This is a genomic window from Streptomyces sp. 6-11-2, assembly GCF_006540305.1.
Taxonomy (GTDB): Bacteria; Actinomycetota; Actinomycetes; order Streptomycetales; family Streptomycetaceae; genus Streptomyces.
On record NZ_BJOR01000001.1, the window covers coordinates 1,779,219 to 1,801,642 of the forward strand.

19 protein-coding genes are annotated in these 22,424 nt (G+C 73.6%); 7 read left to right on the plus strand and 12 right to left on the minus strand.

All coding sequences use genetic code 11. The annotated features are described in order from the left end of the window. The first annotated feature begins 12 nt into the window (after nucleotides 1–12). The 4 genes from TNCT6_RS07275 to TNCT6_RS07290 are packed head-to-tail and all read left to right on the plus strand — an operon-like array spanning nucleotide 13 to nucleotide 4,068. Nucleotides 13–1,086 (plus strand): ABC transporter permease, encoded by a 1,074-nt coding sequence (locus TNCT6_RS07275; RefSeq protein WP_172632821.1) that lies wholly within the window; start codon nucleotides 13–15, stop codon nucleotides 1,084–1,086. Further along, a complete protein-coding gene (locus TNCT6_RS07280) occupies nucleotides 1,083–2,027 on the plus strand; it encodes an ABC transporter permease (protein WP_141357767.1) in 945 nt (314 codons plus the stop codon). Before TNCT6_RS07275 ends, TNCT6_RS07280 begins: the two co-directional genes overlap by 4 nt. Next, nucleotides 2,024–3,031, plus strand: a complete 1,008-nt coding sequence (locus tag TNCT6_RS07285; RefSeq protein ID WP_141357769.1) for an ABC transporter ATP-binding protein — start codon at nucleotides 2,024–2,026, stop codon at nucleotides 3,029–3,031. Before TNCT6_RS07280 ends, TNCT6_RS07285 begins: the two co-directional genes overlap by 4 nt. Then, nucleotides 3,028–4,068 (plus strand): ABC transporter ATP-binding protein, encoded by a 1,041-nt coding sequence (locus TNCT6_RS07290; RefSeq protein WP_141357771.1) that lies wholly within the window; start codon nucleotides 3,028–3,030, stop codon nucleotides 4,066–4,068. The genes TNCT6_RS07285 and TNCT6_RS07290 overlap by 4 nt, the downstream gene beginning before the upstream one ends. Before the next feature lie 111 nt (nucleotides 4,069–4,179). On the opposite strand, the gene TNCT6_RS07300 is transcribed toward TNCT6_RS07290, so the two are convergent. From TNCT6_RS07300 to rimP, 9 genes are all read right to left on the minus strand, one after another. Further along, the gene (locus tag TNCT6_RS07300) at nucleotides 4,180–5,136 is read right to left on the minus strand and encodes a bifunctional riboflavin kinase/FAD synthetase (RefSeq protein WP_141357773.1); all 957 of its coding nucleotides are present in this window, start codon (nucleotides 5,134–5,136) and stop codon (nucleotides 4,180–4,182) included. 186 nt (nucleotides 5,137–5,322) lie between these two features. Then, nucleotides 5,323–9,000, minus strand: coding sequence for a trypsin-like peptidase domain-containing protein (locus tag TNCT6_RS07305; RefSeq protein WP_253266046.1), 3,678 nt, complete (start codon nucleotides 8,998–9,000; stop codon nucleotides 5,323–5,325). 249 nt (nucleotides 9,001–9,249) lie between these two features. Next, complete coding sequence (gene truB / locus TNCT6_RS07310; protein WP_141357775.1) at nucleotides 9,250–10,155, minus strand: tRNA pseudouridine(55) synthase TruB; 906 nt, start codon at nucleotides 10,153–10,155, stop codon at nucleotides 9,250–9,252. Then, nucleotides 10,152–10,604, minus strand: coding sequence for a 30S ribosome-binding factor RbfA (rbfA, locus tag TNCT6_RS07315; protein WP_141357777.1), 453 nt, complete (start codon nucleotides 10,602–10,604; stop codon nucleotides 10,152–10,154). The genes truB and rbfA overlap by 4 nt, the downstream gene beginning before the upstream one ends. Before the next feature lie 63 nt (nucleotides 10,605–10,667). Further along, complete coding sequence (locus TNCT6_RS07320; RefSeq protein WP_100571646.1) at nucleotides 10,668–10,961, minus strand: DUF503 domain-containing protein; 294 nt, start codon at nucleotides 10,959–10,961, stop codon at nucleotides 10,668–10,670. A gap of 262 nt (nucleotides 10,962–11,223) precedes the next feature. Next, complete coding sequence (infB, locus tag TNCT6_RS07325) at nucleotides 11,224–14,280, minus strand: translation initiation factor IF-2 (protein WP_141357779.1); 3,057 nt, start codon at nucleotides 14,278–14,280, stop codon at nucleotides 11,224–11,226. A gap of 165 nt (nucleotides 14,281–14,445) precedes the next feature. Further along, nucleotides 14,446–14,727, minus strand: a complete 282-nt coding sequence (locus TNCT6_RS07330) for a YlxR family protein (RefSeq protein WP_141357781.1) — start codon at nucleotides 14,725–14,727, stop codon at nucleotides 14,446–14,448. Between the two features lie 165 nt (nucleotides 14,728–14,892). Continuing rightward, nucleotides 14,893–15,879 carry a transcription termination factor NusA gene (gene nusA, locus TNCT6_RS07335; protein ID WP_141357783.1) on the minus strand — a complete coding sequence of 329 codons (987 nt, stop codon included), beginning with the start codon at nucleotides 15,877–15,879 and terminating at the stop codon, nucleotides 14,893–14,895. 2 nt (nucleotides 15,880–15,881) lie between these two features. Next, nucleotides 15,882–16,379 (minus strand): ribosome maturation factor RimP, encoded by a 498-nt coding sequence (gene rimP / locus TNCT6_RS07340; RefSeq protein WP_141357785.1) that lies wholly within the window; start codon nucleotides 16,377–16,379, stop codon nucleotides 15,882–15,884. 195 nt (nucleotides 16,380–16,574) lie between these two features. Here rimP and TNCT6_RS07345 point away from each other — a divergent pair, with 195 nt between their 5' ends. The 3 genes from TNCT6_RS07345 to TNCT6_RS07355 all read left to right on the plus strand — a co-directional run bounded on the left by TNCT6_RS07345 (nucleotide 16,575) and on the right by TNCT6_RS07355 (nucleotide 18,699). Further along, nucleotides 16,575–17,186 carry a hypothetical protein gene (locus TNCT6_RS07345; protein WP_141357787.1) on the plus strand — a complete coding sequence of 204 codons (612 nt, stop codon included), beginning with the start codon at nucleotides 16,575–16,577 and terminating at the stop codon, nucleotides 17,184–17,186. Further along, nucleotides 17,183–17,659: a ferritin-like domain-containing protein gene (locus TNCT6_RS07350; protein WP_172632822.1), complete on the plus strand. Its 477-nt coding sequence runs from the start codon at nucleotides 17,183–17,185 to the stop codon at nucleotides 17,657–17,659. Before TNCT6_RS07345 ends, TNCT6_RS07350 begins: the two co-directional genes overlap by 4 nt. Before the next feature lie 131 nt (nucleotides 17,660–17,790). Then, nucleotides 17,791–18,699, plus strand: coding sequence for an aminoglycoside phosphotransferase family protein (locus tag TNCT6_RS07355; RefSeq protein WP_141357789.1), 909 nt, complete (start codon nucleotides 17,791–17,793; stop codon nucleotides 18,697–18,699). Between the two features lie 392 nt (nucleotides 18,700–19,091). On the opposite strand, the gene TNCT6_RS07360 is transcribed toward TNCT6_RS07355, so the two are convergent. From TNCT6_RS07360 to TNCT6_RS07370, 3 genes are all read right to left on the minus strand, one after another. Next, nucleotides 19,092–20,792 (minus strand): proline--tRNA ligase, encoded by a 1,701-nt coding sequence (locus tag TNCT6_RS07360; RefSeq protein WP_141357791.1) that lies wholly within the window; start codon nucleotides 20,790–20,792, stop codon nucleotides 19,092–19,094. Nucleotides 20,793–20,898: 106 nt separating this feature from the next. Next, entirely contained in the window at nucleotides 20,899–21,492 is a 594-nt protein-coding gene (locus tag TNCT6_RS07365; protein ID WP_141357793.1) for a GNAT family N-acetyltransferase, read from the minus strand. Between the two features lie 54 nt (nucleotides 21,493–21,546). Next, nucleotides 21,547–22,395, minus strand: coding sequence for a GNAT family N-acetyltransferase (locus TNCT6_RS07370; protein ID WP_141357795.1), 849 nt, complete (start codon nucleotides 22,393–22,395; stop codon nucleotides 21,547–21,549). Nucleotides 22,396–22,424: the final 29 nt, after the last annotated feature.

Below are 22,424 nucleotides of genomic sequence, written 5' to 3' on the forward strand. Positions count from 1 at the left end.
AGTGAGCGCACAATGACCGCTGAAGCGACACCCGCGCTGGTCGAAGGGCCCGCCGCCGATCCGGGGAAGTCCGGACCGGCGGCGGGCCGCGGCCCCCGGGCGCGGACCGGTACCGCCTATCTGCGGTACGCGGCGGGCAAGCTGGCCGGTGCGGCCGTGTCACTGCTCGCCGTCCTCGTCACCAGTTTCTTCCTCTTCCGGCTGATCCCGGGCGACCCGGTGAAGTTCATGACCGCCGGCCGGCCTGTCTCCTCGCAGCAGCTCGCCGCCTACCGGCGGGAGTTCGGGCTCGACCTGCCGATGTGGCGGCAGTTCACGGACTACTGCGGCAAGGCGCTGACCGGGGACCTGGGGACCTCGTACCAGTTCCGCACGCCGGTCATCGACAAGATCACCGAGGCACTGCCCAACACCCTGCTGCTGACCGGTACGGCCTTCGTGCTCTACACCGCCCTCGGGATCCTCCTCGGCACCCGTTCCGCCTGGCGGCACGGCGGGCTCGGCGACCGCCTCAACACGGGGCTGGCGCTGACTCTCTACTCGATTCCCGCGTTCTGGCTGGGGCTGCTGCTCATCATCGTGCTCTCGGTCGGTGTGGGCCCCATCCCGGGCCTGTTCCCGACCGGGGGCATGGAGTCGGGCGGCAAGGAGGGCTTCGCGTACGCCGCCGACGTCGCCCACCACCTCGTGCTGCCGGTGCTGACGCTGGTCGCGGTCGAGTACGGGCAGACGTTGCTGGTCACGCGGTCGGCGCTGCTGGACGAGATGGGCAGCGACTATCTGACGACCGCGCGCGCCAAGGGGCTTCGCGACGACGTCGTACGACGGCGGCACGCCGTGCCGAACGCGCTCCTGCCGACCGTGACGCTGATCTTCGTCAATCTGGGGCGGACGGTCGCGGGTGTGATCCTCGTCGAGACCGTGTTCTCCTGGCCGGGTCTGGGCGGGCTGTTCTACCAGGCGCTGAGCGTGCCCGATCTGCCGCTGGTGCAGGGGCTGTTCTTCGTCTTCGCCGCGGCGGTGATCGTGATGAACACCCTTGCCGACGTCCTGTATCCGCTGCTCGACCCGAGGGTGGGCCGATGACCGCCGACACCGCCACGACCGCCGGCCCGGACCAGGCGCCCGGCTCCGGCCCCGGCCCCCGCGCGCTCGCCCGGCAGCGCCGCCGGGCCTCGGTCGTCCGCTTCTGGCGGCAGTACCGGACGCACCGGGCGGGCCTGGTGGGCCTCGCCGCCCTCGTGCTGTGCGCGCTGGTCGCGCTGACCGCGCCGCTGACCGTCGGGGCGGACGTGCAGAGCGTGACCGACGCGCCCGGCAGGCCGCTGGAGAGTCCGAGCGCCCACTTCCCGCTGGGCACCGACCAGTTCGGGAGGAACCTGCTGGGCCTGCTGATCTGGGGCTCGCGCGTCTCGCTGCTGGTCGGACTGCTCGCCGCCGTGCTGTCGGTGGCCATCGGGGCGGTCATCGGCATCACCGCCGGGCACTTCCGCGGCTGGTACGCCGCCGTGATGATGCGGATCACCGACTGGTTCCTGGTGATGCCGACGCTGGTGCTCGCCATCGCGCTGGCCACCGTGATGTCCCGCTCACTGGGCACGATCATCCTGGCGATCGGCGTCACCACCTGGCCGACCACCGCCCGTCTGGTACGGGCGCAGACGCTGGCGGTGGAGTCACGGCCGTACATCGAACGGGCCAAGGCGCTCGGCGGCGGCCACTGGCACGTGATGTCCCGGCATGTGCTGCCCAACGTCATGCCGCTGGTGCTCGCCCAGACCACTCTGATCATCTCCTCGGCGATCCTGGCGGAGGCGACGCTCGCCTTCCTCGGGCTCGGCGACCCGACGGTCGTCTCCTGGGGCGGGCTGCTCCAGGACGCGCGCGAGGCCGGCGCGGTCAGCTCCGGCGACTGGTGGTACCTGGTGCCGCCGGGCATCGCCATCGCGGTCGTCGCGCTGGCGTTCACCCTGTGCGGGCGGGCCGTCGAGGCCGTTCTCAACCCCAGGCTGGGGGTGTCCCGTTGAACCTGCTCGAGGTGCGCGATCTGGAAGTGACGTATCCGTCGGGGGCGGCCGCGGTGCGCGGGGTGGACCTCGCGCTCGCGTCCGGCGAGAAGCTCGGCATCGCGGGCGAGTCCGGCTGCGGCAAGTCGACGCTGGCGCTGGCGCTGCTGCGGCTGCTGCCGGCCGGGACCCGGGTCGGCGGCGAGATCCTGCTCGACGGCGAGGACGTGCTGGCCATGAAGTGGGGCCGGGTGCGGGCGGTGCGCTGGGCGGGGGCGTCGATCGTCTTCCAGGGCGCGATGCACTCGCTCAACGCCGTGCACCGCGTCGGCGACCAGATCGCCGAGCCGATCCTGCTGCACCGCAGGGCCACGCCGGCAGGCGCGCGGAAGAAGACCGGTGAACTGCTGGAGCAGGTGGGGCTGCCGGCCGCGCGGGCCGACGCCTACCCGCACGAGTTGTCCGGCGGACAGCGGCAGCGCGTGATGATCGCGATGGCGCTGGCCTGCGACCCGCGGCTGGTCATCGCCGACGAGCCCACCACCGCGCTCGACGTGATGATCCAGGCGCAGATCCTGCGCCTGATCGAACGGCTCGTGAGCGAGCAGGACCTGGGCCTGCTCATGATCAGCCACGACCTCGCCGTGCTGGCCGACACCTGCGACCGGCTGGCGGTCATGTACGCGGGCCGCGTGGTGGAGGAGGGTCCGGCCCGGCAGGTCTACGAGGACGCCAGGCATCCCTACGGCAGGGCCCTGTCGGAGGCGTTCCCCCGCATCGGCGACCCGGCGTCCCGCTTCGCCCCCCGCGGTCTGGCGGGCGATCCCCCGGACCCGTCCGCCGTCCCCTCCGGCTGCGCCTTCCACCCCCGCTGCCCGGTCGCCCTCGACCTGTGCGGCACCCGGGACCAGTTCCTGAGGGATGCGGGCCCGCGCCGGCGGGCGGCCTGCGTCCACCTGGACGCGCGGGCGGGGGCGCCGGAAGCGGAGACGACGGAGGACGACGTGAGGAGCAGCACGCCATGACCACATCCTCGCTGCTGAGCGTCGAGGGGCTGCGGGTCGTCTTCCCGGGCCGGCGGGGCGGGGCCGCGGCCCGGGCCGTGGACGGGGTCGACCTCGACATCCGGCGCGGCGAGATCGTGGCGCTGGTCGGCGAGTCGGGCTGCGGCAAGACGACGCTGGCCCGCTCCCTGCTCGGTCTGGTGCCGCCGACCGCGGGCCGCGTCACGTTCGACGGTGCCCCGCTCGACTACTCCTCCCGCGCGCTGAAGGCGTACCGCAAGCGGGCTCAACTGGTGCTCCAGGACCCGAGCGGCTCGCTCAACCCGCGGCACACGGTGTACGACGCCGTGGCCGAGGGGCTGCGCGTCCACGGGTACCGCGGGGACGAGCGGGCGGCGGTCGCCGGGGCCCTGGCGCGGGCGGGGCTGCGGCCGCCCGAGCGCTTCTTCCTGCGCTACCCGCACGAGTTGTCCGGGGGGCAGCGCCAGCGCGTGGTCATCGCGGGCGCCCTGGTGCTGGAGCCCGAACTCCTGGTCGCCGACGAGCCGGTGGCCTCCCTGGACGCCTCGGTGCGCGGCGAGATCCTGGCCCTGCTGCTGCGGCTGCGCGCCGAACTCGGCCTGTCCGCGCTGGTGGTGACGCACGACCTGGGGCTGGCCTGGAACATCGCGGACCGGGTCGCGGTGATGTACCTCGGCCGGATCGTGGAGACCGGCGAGGTGGAGCAGGTCCTGACCGCTCCCCGGCACCCGTACACCCAGGCCCTGTTGTCCGTACTGCCCGAGGCGCCCGGAGATCCGGTCGTCCTGGCGGGCGAGCCCCCGGACCCGTCCCGGATCCCCTCCGGCTGCCGCTTCCACGTCCGCTGCCAGATCCTGGCGAGCGGCGAGGCCGAGCGGGCGGGCGTCGCGCACGCGTGCCGCGGCCGGGACCTGGAGATCCTGGGCGGGGGCGGGAAGGCACAGGTGGCGTGCCACTGGGCGCGTACCTCGGCCGGGGCCGAGGCCGAGGAAGAGGCAGGAGCCCACGAAGATGCGGGGGCACAGACGGAGGCGTAGGCCGGTCGCCGGTCGCCGGTCGCCGGTCGCCGGTCGCCGGTCGCCGGTCGCCGGTCGCCGGTCGCCGGTCGCCGGTCGAGGCTACCGGCGGCGGAGCGACCTCCGCTCCCGCTACACCGTCTTGGCGTCCGCCGCGACGAGCCGCCGGCACTTCTCGACGTCCTCGGCCATCGTCTCCAGGAATGCCTCCAGCGAGTCGAACTTCGCCTGGCCGCGGACGAAGTCCAGGAAGTCGACGCCGACGTGCAGGCCGTACAGGTCGAGGCCCACCCGGTCGATGGCGTACGCCTCCACCGTGCGTTCGGTGCCGTCGAACTGCGGGTTCGTGCCCACGGAGATCGCGGCGGGCATGACCTCGCCCTGGGCGTGCAGATAACCGGCGTAGACGCCGTCGGCGGGGATCGCGGTGTGCGGGAGGGTCTCGACGTTGGCCGTGGGGAAGCCCAGCTCACGGCCGCGCTGGGCGCCGCGGACCACGACGCCCTCGACCCGGTGCGGGCGGCCCAGGATCTCCCGGGCGCCCTGGACGTCGCCCTCGGCGACCAGGCGGCGGGTCAGGGTCGAGGAGAACGGCTCGCCGCCGCCCGCCTCTCCGGTGACGTACAGGTCGACGACCTCGACCTCGAAGTCGTAGGTCTTGCCCTGCTCGGCCAGGAACTCGACGTTGCCGGCCGCCTTGTGCCCGAAGCGGAAGTTCGGGCCCTCGACGACGGCTTTGGCGTGCAGCTTGTCGACCAGCACCTTGACGACGAAGTCGGCCGGGGACAGCTTCGAGAACTCGGCGGTGAAGGGCAGGACGAGGACCGCGTCCACGCCCAGTCCGGCCATCAGCTCGGCACGGCGGTGGTGCGGGGCGAGCAGCGGCGGGTGGCTGCCGGGACGCACGACCTCGCTGGGGTGCGGGTCGAAGGTGACGACGACGGCCGGGACGCCCAGTTGGCGGGCGCGGTCCACGGCGTGCTCGATGATCAGCTGGTGTCCGCGGTGGACTCCGTCGTAGGAGCCGATGGTGACGACGCTGCGCCCCCAGTCCTGGGGGATGTCCTCCAAGCCACGCCAGCGCTGCACTGTGACCGCTCCTCGTCGAACCCGCGTCCGTGTTGTCTCGGGTTGTCCTAGTTGTTCTTGCTGTCTTGTCCGCAGGTCTAAGGGTGCCATGCCCGGCGGTCGCCGCCTGCATCGGCATGGGGGCTGTGATCGGGCGCACGTCGTCGGGCGAGGACGGGTGCGTCGTCGACGGAGACGGGTGCGCGGTCAGGCCGGGACGGGTACGCCCGCCATGTTCTCGATCATCCGGCGGGCGCTGGGACCCACCACCACGGCCCAGTCCTCCGGCGCGTCGGTCAGCCAGCCGGCCACGCGATCGGCGAAACCGGGCACGTGCCGGCCCAGGTCCACCAGTCCCCGGTCGAACACGGCCGCGCCGGCGGGGGTGCGGACGAGGAGCAGGCCGACGCGGTGGACGAGGCCGCGCAGGTCCTCCTCGGCGGTGGAGGCGGCGGCGCGCAGTACCGCGTCCAGGACGGCCGGGGCGCCCTCGTGGGCCAGGAGGAAGTCGAGCAGCTCCCGGCGCAGCGGGCGGGAGGCCGGGGTGCCGGGGGCGGCGAGCACGGTGGCCAGCGCGGAACGCAACCGCTCCGGGCCGTCGTGGTCCCGATGGCCCCGGTCGCGGGCGCCCTCACCCTCGCCCTCACCGCCGTCGCGCCCCTCCCCGCCGCTGTCGAGGAGGCCTGCGACCAAGGGGAACAGCACCGAGCGGGCGGCGGGGTCGTCGTCCAGGCGGTGGTCGACGTACGCCGCCACCGGCCCGGCGGCCTCCGGGTGCCGTGTCACCGCCTCGCGGACCGGGACGGCGACCCGGCGGGCGAGCGCCGGTGTGGCGACGTCGCCCAGGGCGCGCAGGACCTCACCGATGCCGGTGCCCTGGCGCAGGCACGCGCCGATGGCGGCGAGGACCGCCTCGGGGTGGGTGGTCAGGGCGGGCGCCAGCGTGCTCGGCGGCAGGTGCGGGTCGCCCGCCGCGAAGTACCGCAGCGCCTGCGGCAGATGGCGGGCGCGGGTGTGCGGATCCCGGACGAGGAGGGCGAGCGCGCCGCCGTGCAGGGCGGAGTCGGCGGGGTGGCCGAGCAGGGTGAGGGCGGCGTGGCGCAGCAGTTCGCGGTCGGTCTCGGTGCGAGCCCGGGGCGCGGTGCGCAGGCCGTACGTCAGGGCCGCCGCCCTCAGCGCCGGGCGGTCGTCGTGCGCCCACCGGTCCACGGCCCGGCACAGCGCGGACGGCTCCTCCTCGGCGAGTACGGCCAGCAGTTCCTCGGCACGCGGGTGGGCGCACCCGGCCAGCGTGTCGGTGAGGTCGTCCGGGGCGCGGTCGCGGTGGGTGTGGAGCAGGGCCTGGGCGGCCGTGGCCACGGTGGCGTGCGGCGCGGCGGGCAGCGGGCGCTCGTCGTGGAACCAGCGCGTGAGGTGCGGTTGCACGGCGGCGGGGTCGGCGGTGAGGAGGCGCGCGACGGCGTCCAGGTACCGGGTCGGGCGGCGGGGTCCGCCGCTCGCGCCGTGGGTGCCCCGCGACGCGCCGTCGGCGAGGAGGAGGCGCCTGAACAGGTCGCAGCGGTCGGCGTCCGGCAGGTGCAGAGCGGTCCAGAAACCCGGCCCGAAGCCTGGCGGCACGGGCAGGTCGCACTGCTGCCACACCACGATCCGCTCGGCGAGCAGCCGCAGCACGCGGAGGTACGGTGTCGCGTCCGCCACGCGCAGCAGTACGCCGGCGAGGAGGCGTGACGCCCACCAGGAGTGCGGGTCGGTGTCGAGGGCGCACAGCAACTCCTCGAGCCGGACCGCGAGTCGGCGTGTGCCGTGCTGGCGGGCCAGGAGAAGCAGGGCCTGGACGACGGGTCCGATGCGGTGGTGCGGAACGGGCTGCGGGCGGCGCGGCGTACCGGGTGTGTGCCGCCGGTGGACCAGGACGCGCAGGGCCTCGTCCAGGTCGAGGTGGGTGCCCTGGATCCAGTCGGCGAGCTCCTCGTGCGCGAAGCGGTAGCCGTCGCCCGCCGGGACGAGGAGGCCCTCGGTGAGAACGGCCGCCGCCCAGCCGGTGCCGCCGCCGAGGCGGGCCGGGGCGGGTCCCCGGGGGAACAGCTCCTCGAACGCCGCCCGGTCCAGTTCCCCCTGGCCGAGGCTGCGGCGGGCGGCCTCGTGCACCTGGCCGGAGACCCTCGCCGCGAGCCGACGTACCGCGGTGCCGCGCAGACCGTTCTCCGCGGCGAGGCGGACGGCGATGCGCAGGCACATCAGGTCCAGGTGGGCGGCGAGGACGTCGTCACGGTCGAGCGGGGGGTGGTCGGCGGCGTCGGGGAGGGCGGCGCGCACCTCCGCCAGGAGCCGGAGGGTGAGCGGGTGGCGGGCGGCGGCGTCCACCAGTGTGCCGTCCGGGATGCCGTGGCGGGCGCGGGCCTCGTGGGCCTCGGCGGGGGTGAGGCCGCCGAGGCACAGACAGGGCGGCAGATGGCCGGTGCCGCCGTCCGTACCCGCCCCCGCCGTGACCGGGGTGTGGAGCAGGTCCGCCGGGAATCGCGCTCCCGCCGCCTCCCAGTACGCCTCACGGCAGGCCACCACCAGCCGCACCCCCGTGCCGCGCAGCCACCGCGCGGTTCCCTCGGTCCACTCGGGGAGCCGGTCGGCCAGAGCGGGCGGCATCTCCTCGGGGCCGTCGAGGAGGAGAAGGAGGGGACGGCCGTGGGCGCGGGCGAGGCGGGCGACGCGTTCCGGGGTGAGGTCGGTGAGCTCGGTGGGCAGGGGCGACCGGGAGGACGCGACGATCCGGGCCGCCCGGTCCAGCGCCCGGCCCACCGCGTCGGCGACCGAGGTGTCGGTGGCCAGCAGATCGGCCCCGCGGAGCCACAGGGTGGGCGCGGGGGAACCGCCGCCGGCACGACGGCCGGCCAGCGCCGCGAGCTCCGTCGTACGGCCGCTTCCGGAGTCCCCGACGAGCCCGAGCACGGCGGCCCGGCCGGCACCGAACGCGGCCAGCTCCCCCGCGACGGCGGCGCGTTCGACCGGTCCGGCGGGCGATCCGGGACCGCACGGTCCCCGGTGGGGGAACGGCAGGGCTCCGGCGGGGCCGTCCTGGGCCAGGGAGGTGGCCGTGAGTTCGAGGACCGCCGCCAGGTTCAGGTCGGGGCCGTAGGCGGCGACCGTGGCGGCGTTGCGGCTGAGGAGGTCGGCCAGGGGGCCCTCGCAGGGGCGGCGCAGCGGTACCGCGAAGCCGGCGTCGCCGCGGCCGGACTCCAGGGCCGTGCCGAGGACGGCGACCACCGTGCCGGTCGTCAAGTCGAGGACCGGTCCCCCGGCGGCCCCGCCGCCCAGCCGGAGCGCGTCGCGGCCCGCCGTGCCGATCGCCAACTCCGTGACGTCGTCGAGGAGATGGGAGTGGTCCGCGGTCGTGTACGTCACCGCGGCCGCGCCGAGCACGCGGGCCTCGCGCCAGCGGTCGGCCGCGATCCGGACGTAGGTGCCGCTGCGGACGCCGTCCCGCACGGTGACGGGAAGCGGCTCCACGCCGAGGCCCTCGGTGCGGACGAGGGCCAGGTTCAGGGCGGGCAGCGCGGTGATCGCGTCGGCCGTCACCACGCAGGAGCGCTCGCCCGCGCCGGGAGCGTGCAGCACGAGCCGGGACAGTCCGTCGACCGCCTCGTGGCTGGTGATCACCGTGCCCCGGTGGTCGGCCGCGAAGCCGGTGCCGCGGGGCCGTCCCGTCAGGTCGCGGATGCGGACGAGGGAGCGGTCCAGAGCACGGTCCCGGGCTTCCGTCGCCGCCTGCCGCCGGATCGTGCCGTCCGGTTCCTGCCGGCTCACGGCGGGCCGGAGCGCGTGGCGGCCGGGGCGGGATCCCTGTGGTCCATGCGCCTGTGTGGATTCATGGAGGTCCCGCCCATCCATGCCCGAACCTCCCCGCCGTACCGTGCCTGCCCTCGACGGTAGGCGGCGGATGATCAGCGGGACAGGCCGAGCGGCGAACGCGCCCCCCTGCACTCCCCCGGTTCACTCCGAGCGCCCGCACGGCCGGGTGAATGGGCGCGTGCCGCTGGATAAAGCTCATGGGTGGGGGAACCGAGGGGGGACGGGACCGTGGAGCGGCGGCTGAGGAACACCCTGTATTCGCCGCTCCACGGGCACCGCCGCACACGGTCAGCCGAAGACGGCCAGGCTCTTGGCCTTGCCCCGCTGCTCCTCCACGAGCGCGAGGAGACGGCCGTCGGGGCCGTAGACGGCGACGGCACCGGCACCCGCGTACTCGTCGGGCACCTCCAGCCGTACGCCGTTGATGAGCAGCCGGGCGCGCCGGGCGTCGACGTCCCAGCGGGGGAACGCCGCGGCGGCCGCCTCGCCGATCGGCATCACGGTCAGCTCCTGCTGGAGCTGGTCCAGCGTCCTGGCGGAGTCCAGCTTGTACGGACCGACCCGGGTGCGGCGCAGCGCGGTGAGGTGGCCGCCGACGCCGAGGTCGGCGCCCAGGTCGCGGGCGAGGGCGCGGATGTAGGTGCCGGAGGAGCAGACCACGGACACCACCAGGTCGAGCACGGGGGTGCCGTCGTCGGCGACCGCGTCGCGGACGTCGTGGACGCTGAAGGAGGAGACGGTCACCGGCCGGGCCGGGATCTCGAACTCCTCGCCCTCCCGGGCCCGCTTGTACGACCGCACGCCGTTGATCTTGATGGCGCTGACCTTGGACGGCACCTGCATGATGTCGCCGGTCAGCTTGGCGACGACGGCGTCGACGGCGTCCCGGGTGACCTTGGAGGCGTCCGTGGCGGAGGTGATCTCGCCCTCGGCGTCGTCGGTGATCGTGTTCTGGCCGAGCCGGACGGTGCCGAGGTACTCCTTCTCGGTCAGCGCGAGGTGGCCGAGGAGCTTGGTGGCCTTCTCCACGCCGAGCACGAGCACACCGGTCGCCATGGGGTCGAGGGTGCCCGCGTGGCCGATCCGGCGAGTCCTGGCGATGCCGCGCATCTTGGCCACGACGTCGTGCGAAGTGAAGCCCGACGGCTTGTCGACGATGACGAGGCCGTCGGGCGGGGTGGGCTTGCTGGTCATGCGGTGGTGTCGTCCGTCCCGTCGTCGGACTCCGGCTTCTTGTACGGGTCCGCCTCACCGGCGTACGTGGCACCGGCGGACGTCTCGCGCACCTTCGCGTCGGAGGCACGGGCCTTGTCGAGGAGGTCCTCGATGTTCCGGGCGGTGTCCGGCAGGGCGTCCGCGACGAAGGCGAGGGTCGGGGTGAACTTCACTCCGGCCGCCCGGCCGACCTCGGAGCGCAGGATGCCCTTGGCGCTCTCCAGGCCCGCGGCCGCGGCCTTCCGCTCCTCTTCGTCTCCGTAGACGGTGTAGAAGACGGTCGCCTCCCGCAGGTCACCCGTGACCCGGGTGTCCGTGATGGTGACGTGCGAGCCGAGCCGCGGGTCCTTGATCCCGCGCTGCAGCTTCTGGGCCACCACCTCTCGGATGAGGTCCGCCAGCCTTTTCGCCCGCGCGTTGTCGGCCACTGGTCCGTCTCCCGTTCTTTCTTCTTCTGCTTGTGCGGTGTGGATGGTGCGGTGGGGTGCGGTCTAGTCGTCCTCGCCGTGGAAGCGGCGTCTGACGGACAGCAGCTCCACCTCGGGACGACCGGCGACCAGCCGTTCGCACCGGTCCAGCACGTCGGTCAGGTGCGTCGCGTCGCCGGAGACCGCGGCGAGACCGATGACGGCCCGCCGGTGGAGGTTCGTGTGGTCCACCTCCGCCGCGCTCACCGCGTACTTGCGCTGGAGCTCGGCGACGATCGGGCGGACGACGGAACGCTTCTCCTTCAGCGAGTGGACGTCGCCGAGGAGCAGGTCGAAGGACAGAGTCCCCACGTACATGTGTGTGCCCGGGTTGCCCGCCGGTACGGGGTCGATGGTCCTGCCCTCTCGGTGGACAGGGACATCAAGAACGGTACCGCGAACCCCGCCGGTGACTCGACGGGGTTTTCCGCGGCCCGGGTGGGACGAGGGTCTCCCGCTGCCGGGGCGGGCGGGGCTTCGCGCCCCGCACGGCTCGCGGGGCCCTGGGCCCAGCGGCCCCGGACACGGCCGTGCCGGCCGACGGGAGTGGTCCCGTCGGCCGGCACGGGTGTCTGCGGCGTTACGCCCGCGGCTTCTCGCGGAGCTCGTACGTCGCGATGACGTCGTCGACCTTGATGTCGTTGAAGTTTCCGAGGTTGATACCACCCTCGTAGCCTTCGCGGATCTCGGTGACGTCGTCCTTGAAGCGACGCAGACCCTCGATGTTGAGGTTCTCCGCGATGACCTTGCCGTCGCGGAGGAGGCGCGCCTTGCTGTTGCGCTTGACCTCGCCGGAGCGGATGAGCACACCCGCGATGTTGCCCAGCTTGGACGAACGGAAGACCTCGCGGATCTCCGCCGTGCCGAGCTCGACCTCCTCGTACTCCGGCTTGAGCATGCCCTTGAGGGCCGCCTCGATCTCCTCGATCGCCTGGTAGATGACCGAGTAGTACCGGACGTCCACACCCTCGCGCTCGGCCATCTGCGCGGCACGCCCGGCGGCGCGCACGTTGTAGCCGATCACGATGGCGTCGGAGCCCATGGCCAGGTCGATGTCCGACTCCGTGACCGCACCCACACCGCGGTGCAGGACGCGGATGTCGACCTCTTCGCCGACGTCGAGCTGGAGCAGCGAGGACTCGAGGGCCTCGACCGCACCGGACGCGTCGCCCTTGATGATGAGGTTGAGCTGCTGGACCTCGCCGGCCTTGAGCACCTTGTCCAGGTCCTCGAGCGAGACGCGGCGGACGCGCTTGGCGAACGCGGCGTTGCGCTCACGGGCGGCACGCTTCTCCGCGATCTGACGGGCCGTACGGTCCTCGTCCACCACGATGAAGTTGTCGCCCGCACCCGGGACGTTGGTCAGACCCAGGACCTGCACCGGCGTCGACGGGCCGGCCTCGGCCACGTTGTTGCCGTTGTCGTCGAGCATCGCCCGGACACGGCCGTACGCGTCGCCGACCACCATGGTGTCGCCGACCCGCAGCGTGCCTCGCTGGACGAGCACCGTCGCCACGGCACCGCGGCCGCGGTCGAGGCGGGACTCGATCGCGATGCCCTGCGCGTCCTGCTTCGGGTTGGCCCGCAGGTCGAGCGAGGCGTCGGCGGTCAGGACGACCGCTTCCAGCAGCGAGTCGATGTGCAGACCCTGCTTGGCGGAGATGTCGACGAACATCGTGTCGCCGCCGTACTCCTCGGCCACCAGGCCGTACTCGGTCAGCTGACCGCGCACCTTGGTCGGGTCGGCGCCCTCGACGTCGATCTTGTTGACCGCGACCACGATCGGGACGTCGGCCGCCTTGGCGTGGTTGAGCGCCTCGACCGTCTGCGGCATGACGCCGTCGTTGGCCGCGACGACCAGGATGGCGATGTCCGTCGACCGGGCACCGCGGGCACGCATGGCGGTGAACGCCTCGTGACCCGGGGTGTCGATGAAGGTGATCGCCCGGTCCTCGCCGTTGACCTCGGTCGCGACCTGGTAGGCACCGATGTGCTGGGTGATGCCGCCGGCCTCGCCCGCGATGACGTTCGTCTTGCGGATGGCGTCGAGCAGTCGGGTCTTTCCGTGGTCGACGTGACCCATGACGGTGACGACCGGCGGGCGGACGACCAGGTCCTCCTCGCCGCCCTCGTCCTCGCCGAACTCCAGGTCGAAGGACTCGAGCAGCTCGCGGTCCTCCTCCTCGGGGCTGACGATCTGAACCTGGTAGTTCATCTCGTCGGCAAGGAGCTGGAGCGTCTCGTCGGACACGGACTGCGTGGCCGTGACCATCTCGCCCAGGTTCATCATGACCGCGACGAGCGACGCCGGGTTGGCGTTGATCTTCTCCGCGAAGTCGGTGAGCGACGCACCGCGCGACAGGCGAATGGTCTCGCCGTTGCCGCGAGGCAGCATCACGCCGCCGACCGACGGGGCCTGCATGGCCTCGTACTCCTGGCGCCTCTGCCGCTTCGACTTGCGGCCACGGCGCGCGGGACCGCCGGGACGGCCGAAGGCGCCCTGCGTGCCACCACGGCCACCGGGACCACCCGGACGGCCGCCGAAGCCGGGACGGCCACCGCCGCCACCGGCGAAACCGCCGCCACCACCGGGACGACCGGCGAAACCGCCGCCGCCACCGGGACGACCGGCACCGCCGCCACCACCGGGACGACCGGCGAAACCGCCGCCGCCACCGGGACGACCGGCACCGCCGGGACGACCCGCACCACCCGGGCCACGACCGCCGCCACCGGGGCCGGGACGCGGGCCGGCAGCGGGACGCTGCGGCATCATGCCGGGGTTCGGGCGCGGACCGCCCGGACGCGGACCGCCCTGCGGACGGGGCATCGAGCCCGGGGTCGGGCGCGGACCGCCCGGAGCCTGCGGACGCGGACCGCCGCCCTGGCCACCGGGGCCCTGCGGACGCGGACCGGCGCCGGGAGCACCGGGGCCGCCGGGCCGCTGGCCCTGCGGACGCGGCGCCTGCGGGCGCGCCATGCCGGTGGAGCCACCGGAGGTGAAGGGGTTGTTGCCCGGACGCGGACCGGCCGGACGGGCGCCCGGACGCTGACCCTGGCCACCGGGGCGCGCGGCACCCTGGCCCGGACGCTGACCCTGGCCCTGGCCGGGACGGCCACCGGGCTTCGGGGCGCCCGGACGGGCACCGGGCTTCGGCGCGGCCGGCGACGGAGCCGACGGAGCCGACGGCGGAGCGGTGAACTCCGGCGTGGTGGGCGCGGCCGGAGCCGGACGCGGCGCGGGCTTGGGACCCGGCACCGGACGCGGGCCGGGGGTCGGCGCGGACGCCGCCGGGGCCGCGGGCTGCTGCGCCGGGGCGGGCTTGGGCGCGGCCGGCGGCTTGGGCGCGGCCGGACGCTCCCCCGCCGCCTTGACGGCGCGGGAGGGACCCCCGGCCTGCGCCGGAGACGGCGCGGCGGGCCTGGGGGCGGCCTTCTTCGGGGCACCCGGCTTCGCGGCGGACCTGCCGCTGCCGTTGCCCTGCTGGAAGGCGTCAGTCAGTTTGCGTACTACGGGCGCCTCGATCGTCGAGGACGCCGATCGGACGAATTCACCGAGTTCCTGGAGCTTGGCCATGACGACCTTGCTCTCCACACCGAACTCCTTGGCGAGTTCGTAGACCCGGACCTTAGCCACTTCGCTCCTTTTAGGTCCGGGTTGCGGCCGGACCGTCGCTAGTTCATGGGCGTACTCATCGCGTACTCATCGAGTGCTCATCGCAATCTCGACCTGCTTTCGACTCGCGAGGTACCAGGCCGCACGGGGGCTTCCGTACGGCATGTCATTCCTTGCCGTGTTGCCTCAGCAACCTTGTGCCTGCTCGACGTACCGGCGCAACGCCATTACGTCGAGCGGTCCCGGGACGCGGAGCGCCCGCGGAAATGCCCGGCGACGCACCGCCTGATCGAGACAGACCGGGGCGGGATGTACATACGCACCCCGGCCGGGCAGCGTACCGCGAGGATCGGGGACGCACTCTCCCTCGACCACCACGGTCCGCAACAGTTCGATCTTGGCCGCCCGCTCCCGGCATCCCACACAGGTACGCTCAGGGCATGCGCGGGCACGCGTCCGGCCAGACACAGCTAAGTCTACCTCCCCGCACCGACCTCACCCCTGTGGGGCAAAGATCGAACGGCTGTTGTCGTAATCCGAGCGACCTGCGGCCCGGATCTATTCCCCCCCGGACGGGTGAATTCCCCCGCGGTCCTGCCCGGACGCCTGCTCGGAGGGCTGCTCGCCGGAGGGCTACTCGGGGGCCTGCTCGGTGTCCGGGCGGATGTCGATCCTCCAGCCGGTGAGCCGGGCCGCCAGCCGGGCGTTCTGGCCCTCCTTGCCGATCGCCAGCGACAGCTGGTAGTCGGGCACGGTGACGCGGGCGGACCGGGCGGCCAGGTCCACGACCTCCACCTTGGAGACGCGGGCCGGCGACAGCGCGTTCGCCACCATCTCGGCCGGGTCGTCCGACCAGTCGACGATGTCGATCTTCTCGCCGTTCAGCTCGCCCATCACATTGCGCACCCGGCCGCCCATGGGGCCGATGCAGGCGCCCTTGGCGTTCAGGCCCGAACGGGTGGACCGTACGGCGATCTTGGTGCGGTGACCGGCCTCACGGGCGATCGCGGCGATCTCCACGGAGCCGTCGGCGATCTCCGGGACCTCCAGGGCGAAGAGCTTCTTCACCAGGTTCGGGTGCGTACGGGACAGGGTCACCGAGGGGCCGCGGACGCCCTTGGCCACCCGGACGACGTAGGACCGCAGCCGCAGGCCGTGCGGGTAGGTCTCCCCGGGGACCTGCTCCTGCACCGGCAGGATGGCCTCCAGCTTGCCGATGTCGACGAGCACGTTCTTCGGGTCGCGGCCCTGCTGGACGACCCCGGTGACGATGTCGCCCTCGCGGCCGGCGTACTCGCCGAGCGTCGCGTCGTCCTCGGCGTCGCGCAGCCGCTGCAGGATGACCTGCTTGGCGGTGGTGGCGGCGATACGGCCGAAGCCGGACGGGGTGTCGTCGAACTCGCGGGGCTCCTGGCCCTCCTCGAGGTCCTGGGGGTCCTCCTTCGCCCACACGGTCACATGCCCGGTCTGCCGGTCGAGCTCCACGCGCGCGTGGCGGCGGCTTCCCTCGGTGCGGTGGTAGGCGATGAGGAGGGCCGACTCGATCGCCTCGACCAGCAGGCCGAAGGAGATCTCCTTCTCTCGTACCAAGCCCCGCAGGGCACTCATGTCGATGTCCACGGCTACGCCTCCTCTTCCTTCTGGTCCTTGCGGTTGAACTCGACCTGCACCCGTGCCCTGACGACGTCCGGGAAACCGAGTCTGCGGGTCGTGGGCTTGCGCCCCTTCACCCCTGGCACTTCGAGGTCGAGGCCTTCGTCGTCGACCCCGAGGATCCTGGCCACCAGCTCGCCGCCGTCGGCCAGCTGGAACTTGGCCAGCCGGCCCGTGGCGCGCACGTAGTGCCGGTGTTCCCTGAGGAGGCGCTCCGCGCCCGGGGTGCCGACCTCGAGGGTGTACTCGCCCTCGCCCATCGCGTCCGTCTCGTCGAGCCTCGCCGAGAGCGCACGGCTCACATCGGCGATCCGGTCCAGATCGGCCCCGGTGTCGGAGTCGACGACGACGCGCAGCACACGCTTGCGTCCTACGGAGTCCACGGCGATCTCTTCGAGATCCAGGCCCTGGGAGGTGACGAGCGGTTCCAGCAGTTCCCGCAGCCTCTCGCTCTGGGTGGTGCTCATCCGGGTGACTCCTCGGCCGCGTGTGCTGTTGTGGGGTGGTCGCGTGTCTGGTCAAAGGGTATCCGGTCCGAAGGGGTGTTGCCGTCCACCTGGGCAGCAGCGGTGCCGCTGAGTGATGCGTGCGCGGGGCGCGGGTACCGTGATCATGGGCGAGCCGCCCCTCCCACTTCGTTCACGCACCCGAGGACGTCTGCCGTGCCGTTCCCCTCACCTCCGCGCGCCCTGGCGGGCCCGCGCAGAAGGAGCCTGCTCGCCTCGGCCGCGGGGGCCGCCCTGCTCGTGGGCTGCTCCACCGGTTCCGACGACTCCGGCGGCACGGGCCAGGCCCCGTCGGCCGCCGAGCGGATGCGCGCGCGTGCGGCACGCGACAGCGAGGAGCTGGCGCGGCGGTACGACGCGGTGATGGCCGCGCATCCGGAGCTGGCGGAGCGCCTGCGGCCGCTGCGCGCGCACGTAGCGGCGCACGCGGAGGCGTTCGGCGGCACCGCGAAGGCCTCGCCCGGCGCGACGGCGCCGACCACGCCGCCGGTGGCCTCGACCGTGCCGCCGGCGGTCTCCGCCACGCCCGAGGGGTCCGGTTCGCCCGAGGACTCCAGGGCACCGGCGGGAGCCGAGGCCTCGGGCTCTCCCGCCGCCCGGGAGACCGCGAAGTCCGCCCTGGCGGGGCTCGCCGCCGCCGAGCGTTCCTTGTCCGACCGGCGCACGGCGGCCCTGCTCCAGGTGCCCGGCGAACTGGCCCGCCTGCTGGCCTCGGTGGCGGCGGCCGGTGCCGCGCACGCGTATCTCCTGACGGAAGGTGACAAGTGAGCCAGGTGACGGACCGGCGGCGGCTGGAGGCACTCCAGGCGGCACTCGCCGCCGAGCACGCGGCCGTGTACGGGTACGGCGTCGTCGGGGGCCGGATCGGCGAGAGCCGGCGGGCCGAGGCGCGGTCGGCGTACGACGCCCACCGGGCGCGGCGGGACGCGCTGGCGCGCGAGGTGCGGGATCTGGGCGGGCAACCGGTGGCCGCGGCGGCCGCCTACACGCTGCCGTTCCCGGTGCCGGACTCCGCGGCGGCGGTACGGTTCGCCGCCGAGCTGGAGGAACTCGTGGCCGGGGTGTACTCCGACCTGGTCCGGGCGGCCGGGGGCGCGCGACGGCGCGAGGCAGCCGGGGCGCTGCGCGAGGCGGCGGTCCGGGCGGTGCGCTGGCGCGGGGGAAGCGTAGCCTTCCCTGGTCTTGCCGAACGGGCCGGTGCGGCGGGCACGCCCACGGCTTCGACGGCACCGACGCCGTAGGGCGTACGGATGTCCCGGACGGGCACGGACGGGCACGGACGGGCACGGACGGGAGGAACGGGACGGCGCAGGAGGCGCCCACGGCGACAGCGGAGAACGCGTCCAGGAAGTCAGGAAGGAAAGACTCGCGCATGGCTTTCGAACCGCCGCGGCGTCTGGTGCGGGCGCTGGGTGAGACCGCACCGGACGGGGACGACTGGCTGGAGAAGCTGCCCGGACTGGCGCGGCAGGCGGTGGCGCTGCGCGAGCTGACCGTCGAACGGGTGCAGATGCCCGGCGGACGCAGCAGCCTCGTGGTGCTGGTGCGGACGGCGGACGGGACACCGGCCGTGCTCAAACTGGCCCCTGCCCGGGCCCGCCCGGAGAGCGAGCGGGCGGCGCTCGCGCACTGGGGCGGGCGGGGCGCCGTGCAACTGCTGGAGGACGGGCCGGCCGGGCCGGCCGAGGGCGTGCTGCTGCTGGAACGGCTGCATCCGGACGTGTCGGTGCGGTCGCTGCCGGAGGCGCGGGCGCTGCTGGAGGCGGCGGGCACGCTGCGGCGGCTGTGGGTCGAACCGCCTGCCGGGCACACCTTCGAGACGGTCGAGGAGCGGACCGGGCGGCAGGCCGGGGCGATGCGGGCGAGCGCGGAGGCCGACGCGGAGGTGGCGCCGCTGGTCGAGGCGGCGCTCACGGCCCGCGCGGAACTGCTGGCCGCGCCGCCCGAGCGGCGGTTGCTGCACGGCACGTTCCGGCAGAGCAAGGTGCTCGCCGGGGACCGGACGCCGTGGCTGGCCGTGGGCCCGGATCCGGTGGTCGGCGAGGCCGCCTTCGACCTGGCGCGGCTGGTCCGCGACCGGGTGGAGGACCTGATCGCCGCGCCGTCCGGCGCCGCCACCACCCGGCGCCGGATCAAGCGGCTGGCGGATTCCCTGGAGGTCGACCGCGACCGCCTGCGCGGCTGGACGCTCTTCCGAGCCGTGGAATCCGGCGTGCGCGCCCGCCGCGTGGGCCGCCCGAAGGACGCCGAACTCCTCCTGGAATTCGCCACCTGGCTCTGACCCACCCGGCCACGACGAAACCCCCCAGGCGGCACCGCCGTGACGACGACCGCTCCCCCGCCTGCCGGACGCCGGCCTGGGTGCGGGGAGACGGTGGCGAGGGATCAGTGCCCGCCCGGAGGACATGACCCGAACGCGGAGGCGGCCGCCTCCGCAGCGCAGGCCGGCCGGGAACCACCAGGCCCCACGCCCCAGGGCCGACAGTGACACAGCCCTCATGACGGTCGCTCCTCCGCACCCGCCGGGCGCCGGCCTGGGAGAGCGGTGACGCGGGGGCAGTGAGCGGTCGGCGGATCTTGACGCGGGTGCGGGGTCCGGCACGTCCTCGTTCGCCTGATGGCTGGACGCGCCTGACCCCGCTTGCTGCCGTGAGCCCGTGTCGCGGGGCAGGACTACGCCGTGAGGCGGGCGATCGCTTCCTCGATCGCGAGCTCCTCGCGCTCGCCGGTGCGGCGGTCCTTCAGCTCGACGACACCCTCGGGCGCGCGGCGGCCGACGACCAGGATCTGCGGGACGCCGATGAGTTCGGAGTCGGTGAACTTCACGCCCGGGGAGACACCGGCCCGGTCGTCGACGAGGACGCGGACGCCTGCCGCGGCGAGCTTCTGGGACACCTCCAGGGCCACCTCGGTCTGCAGGGCCTTGCCGGCGGCGACCACGTGCACGTCGGCCGGGGCGACCTCCTTGGACCAGATCAGGCCCTTGTCGTCGGCGTGCTGCTCGGCGAGGGCGGCCACGGCGCGGGAGACACCGATGCCGTAGGAGCCCATGGTGACGCGGACCGGCTTGCCGTTCTGGCCGAGGACGTCGAGCTTGAGGGCGTCGGCGTACTTGCGGCCGAGCTGGAAGATGTGGCCGATCTCGATGGCCCGGTCCAGCTTGAGGCCGGTGCCGCACTTCGGGCAGGGGTCGCCGTCCTGCACGACCACCACGTCGACGTACTCGTCGACCTCGAAGTCGCGCCCGGCGACCACGTTCTTCGCGTGCGTGTGCTCCTTGTTGGCACCGGTGATCCAGTCCGTGCCGGGCGCCACGCGCGGGTCGGCGATGTACTTCACCTTGTCCAGGCCCTGCGGACCGACGTAACCGCGGACCAGGTCCGGGCGGCCCACGAAGTCCTCGGCGGTGACCAGCTCGACGGCGGCCGGGGCGAAGTGCGCCTCGACCTTGCCCAGGTCCACCTCGCGGTCGCCGGGGACGCCGACGGCGACGATCTCCCCGTCGACCTTGACCAGCAGGTTCTTCAGGGTGGCGGAGGCCGGCACGCCGAGGGAGGCGGCGAGGGTCTCGATGGTCGGGGTGTCCGGGGTGGGGATCTCCTCGGCCGCGGGCACGCCGGAGCCGTCCACCGGCACCAGCTCGTACTCGATCGCCTCGGTGTTGGCGGCGAAGTCGCAGTTCGGGCAGTCGGCGAAGGTGTCCTCGCCGGCGGCGGCCGGGGCGAGGAACTCCTCGGACTTGGAGCCGCCCATCGCGCCCGCGGTCGCGGCGCAGATCCGGTAGTCCAGGCCCAGGCGGTCGAAGATCCGCTGGTAGGCCTGGCGGTGCAGGGCGTAGGACTCGGCGAGGCCCTCGTCGGCGAGGTCGAAGGAGTAGGAGTCCTTCATCAGGAACTCGCGCCCGCGCAGGATGCCCGCGCGGGGCCGGGCCTCGTCCCGGAACTTGGTCTGGATCTGGTAGAGGATGACCGGCAGGTCCTTGTAGGAGGTCGCCTGGTCCTTCACCAGCAGGGTGAAGATCTCCTCGTGGGTCGGCCCGAGGAGGTAGTCGCCGCCCTTGCGGTCCTTCAGACGGAACAGCTCGGCGCCGTACTCGTCCCAGCGGCCGGTCGCCTCGTACGGCTCACGGGGCAGCAGCGCGGGCAGCAGCACCTCCTGGCCGCCGATCGCGTCCATCTCCTCGCGGACGATCCGCTCCACGTTGGCGAGGACCTTCTTGCCCAGCGGCAGCCAGGTCCAGATCCCGGCGGCGGTGCGCCGCACGTAGCCCGCGCGGACCAGCAGCTTGTGGCTCAGGACCTCGGCGTCCGCCGGGTCGTCGCGCAGCGTCTTCGCCAACAACTGGGACATGCGCTGGACCGGTGCGTTGGCCATGGTTCTCGTACTCCTGCCGATGGTGGCCCCCGCTCGGGCGAGGCCGAGAGTGGGGGAAGCTGATGGCTAGGAGGTTAGCCGGGCTTGCCGCGCCGGTGGAAATCGGTTAAAGCCGACCGGGCGCCGTGTTCGGACGGCGGCGCAGCGGCAGCGGGGCGCCCATCACGGCGTACGGTTTCGGCGCGCTGGGGAAGTGCACCTGGCGGGCGAGGTCCTCGTAGCCCAGGGCGTGGTAGAGACCGCGGGCCGGGCTGTCGGTGTCGATGGCGGAGAGGATCGAGCGGGGCTCGCTCGCACTGTCGGTGATGGTGGTGATCAGGGCCCGTCCGATGCCGCGGTTCTGGTGGCTCGGGTGGACGTGCAGTTCGGTGATCACGAAGGAGTCGTCGAGCCAGTCGTCGTGGCCGAGGGCGCGCAGGTAGGGCTCGACGACGGTGGACCACCAGTGGGCGCGGTCGTTGGGCATGCCGTAGACGAATCCCGCGAGCCGGCCGTCGGCCGTGGTGGCACCGAGCGCGCGGGCTCCCCGGCAGGTCATGTGGCGCAGCACGATCTGCCGGCGTACGGCCACCTCGTCGGCGCCGAGACCGAAGGCGACGGCCTGCACGGCGAGCGCCTCGTCGACACGGACCGACAGGTCCAGGGGGCCGATCACGACGTCGTCGCTGCGGCGGTGTCCGTGACCGGGGAAGTGCGCCATGCCGGGAGACTACAGGGCGTGCACGAGGCGCTGAACAGCGCAGTGAGGCGCAGGTCAGAAGAGAACGCTCATGAACGCGCCGACCTCCTGGAAGCCCGCCTTCAGGTAGGTGCGCCTGGCCGCGGTGTTGAAGTCGTTCACGTACAGACTGACCACCGGGGCCACATCGGCCAGCGCGTACCGCAGGACCGCCGCCATGCCGGGGACCGCCAGGCCTCGGCCGCGGTACTCGGGGGCCACCCACACGCCCTGGATCTGGCAGGCCTCGGAGGTCGCGGCACCGATCTCCGCCTTGAACATCACCTTGCCGTGCTCGTCGAGGCGGGCGAAGGAGCGGCCGGAGCCGACGAGTTCGGCGACCCGGGCCTGGTAGAGCAGACCGCCGTCCCCGGCGAGCGGGGAGACGCCGACCTCCTCCGTGAACATCGCCACGCAGGCCGGCATGATCGTCTCCATCTCGTCCTTGCGGATGCGGCGGACGTAGGGATCGGGAGCGATGCCGGACGGCATGCGGTCGGTGACCATGAGCGGCTGGTGGGCGCGGATCTCGCGGGCCGGACCCCAGCCGGGTTCCAGGAGCCGCCACAGCTGGGCGGTGGGTTCGGCCGGTCCCACGATGGAGGAGCAGCGACGGCCGGCCCGGCGCGCACGGTCCGCGAAGGCCCGGACGGCCCTGGGGGTGGCGCAGATCGGGACGAGGTTGGCCCCCGCGTAGCACAGGGACGTGAGTATGCCGTCCTCGTACCAGCCCCACATCTCTCCGCCGAGCCGCCACGGGTCCAGTCCGGCGACCTGAACGCGGGACGTCACGAAGGCATTCACGACCGGCTCGCGGCCGAGGACCGCGAGCGCGGCGTCGAGGTCGCTCGGTCCGAGGACCGCGGTGGTCGTCTGGGTCAACACGTCGGCGGGGCCTCACCATGAGGATCTAC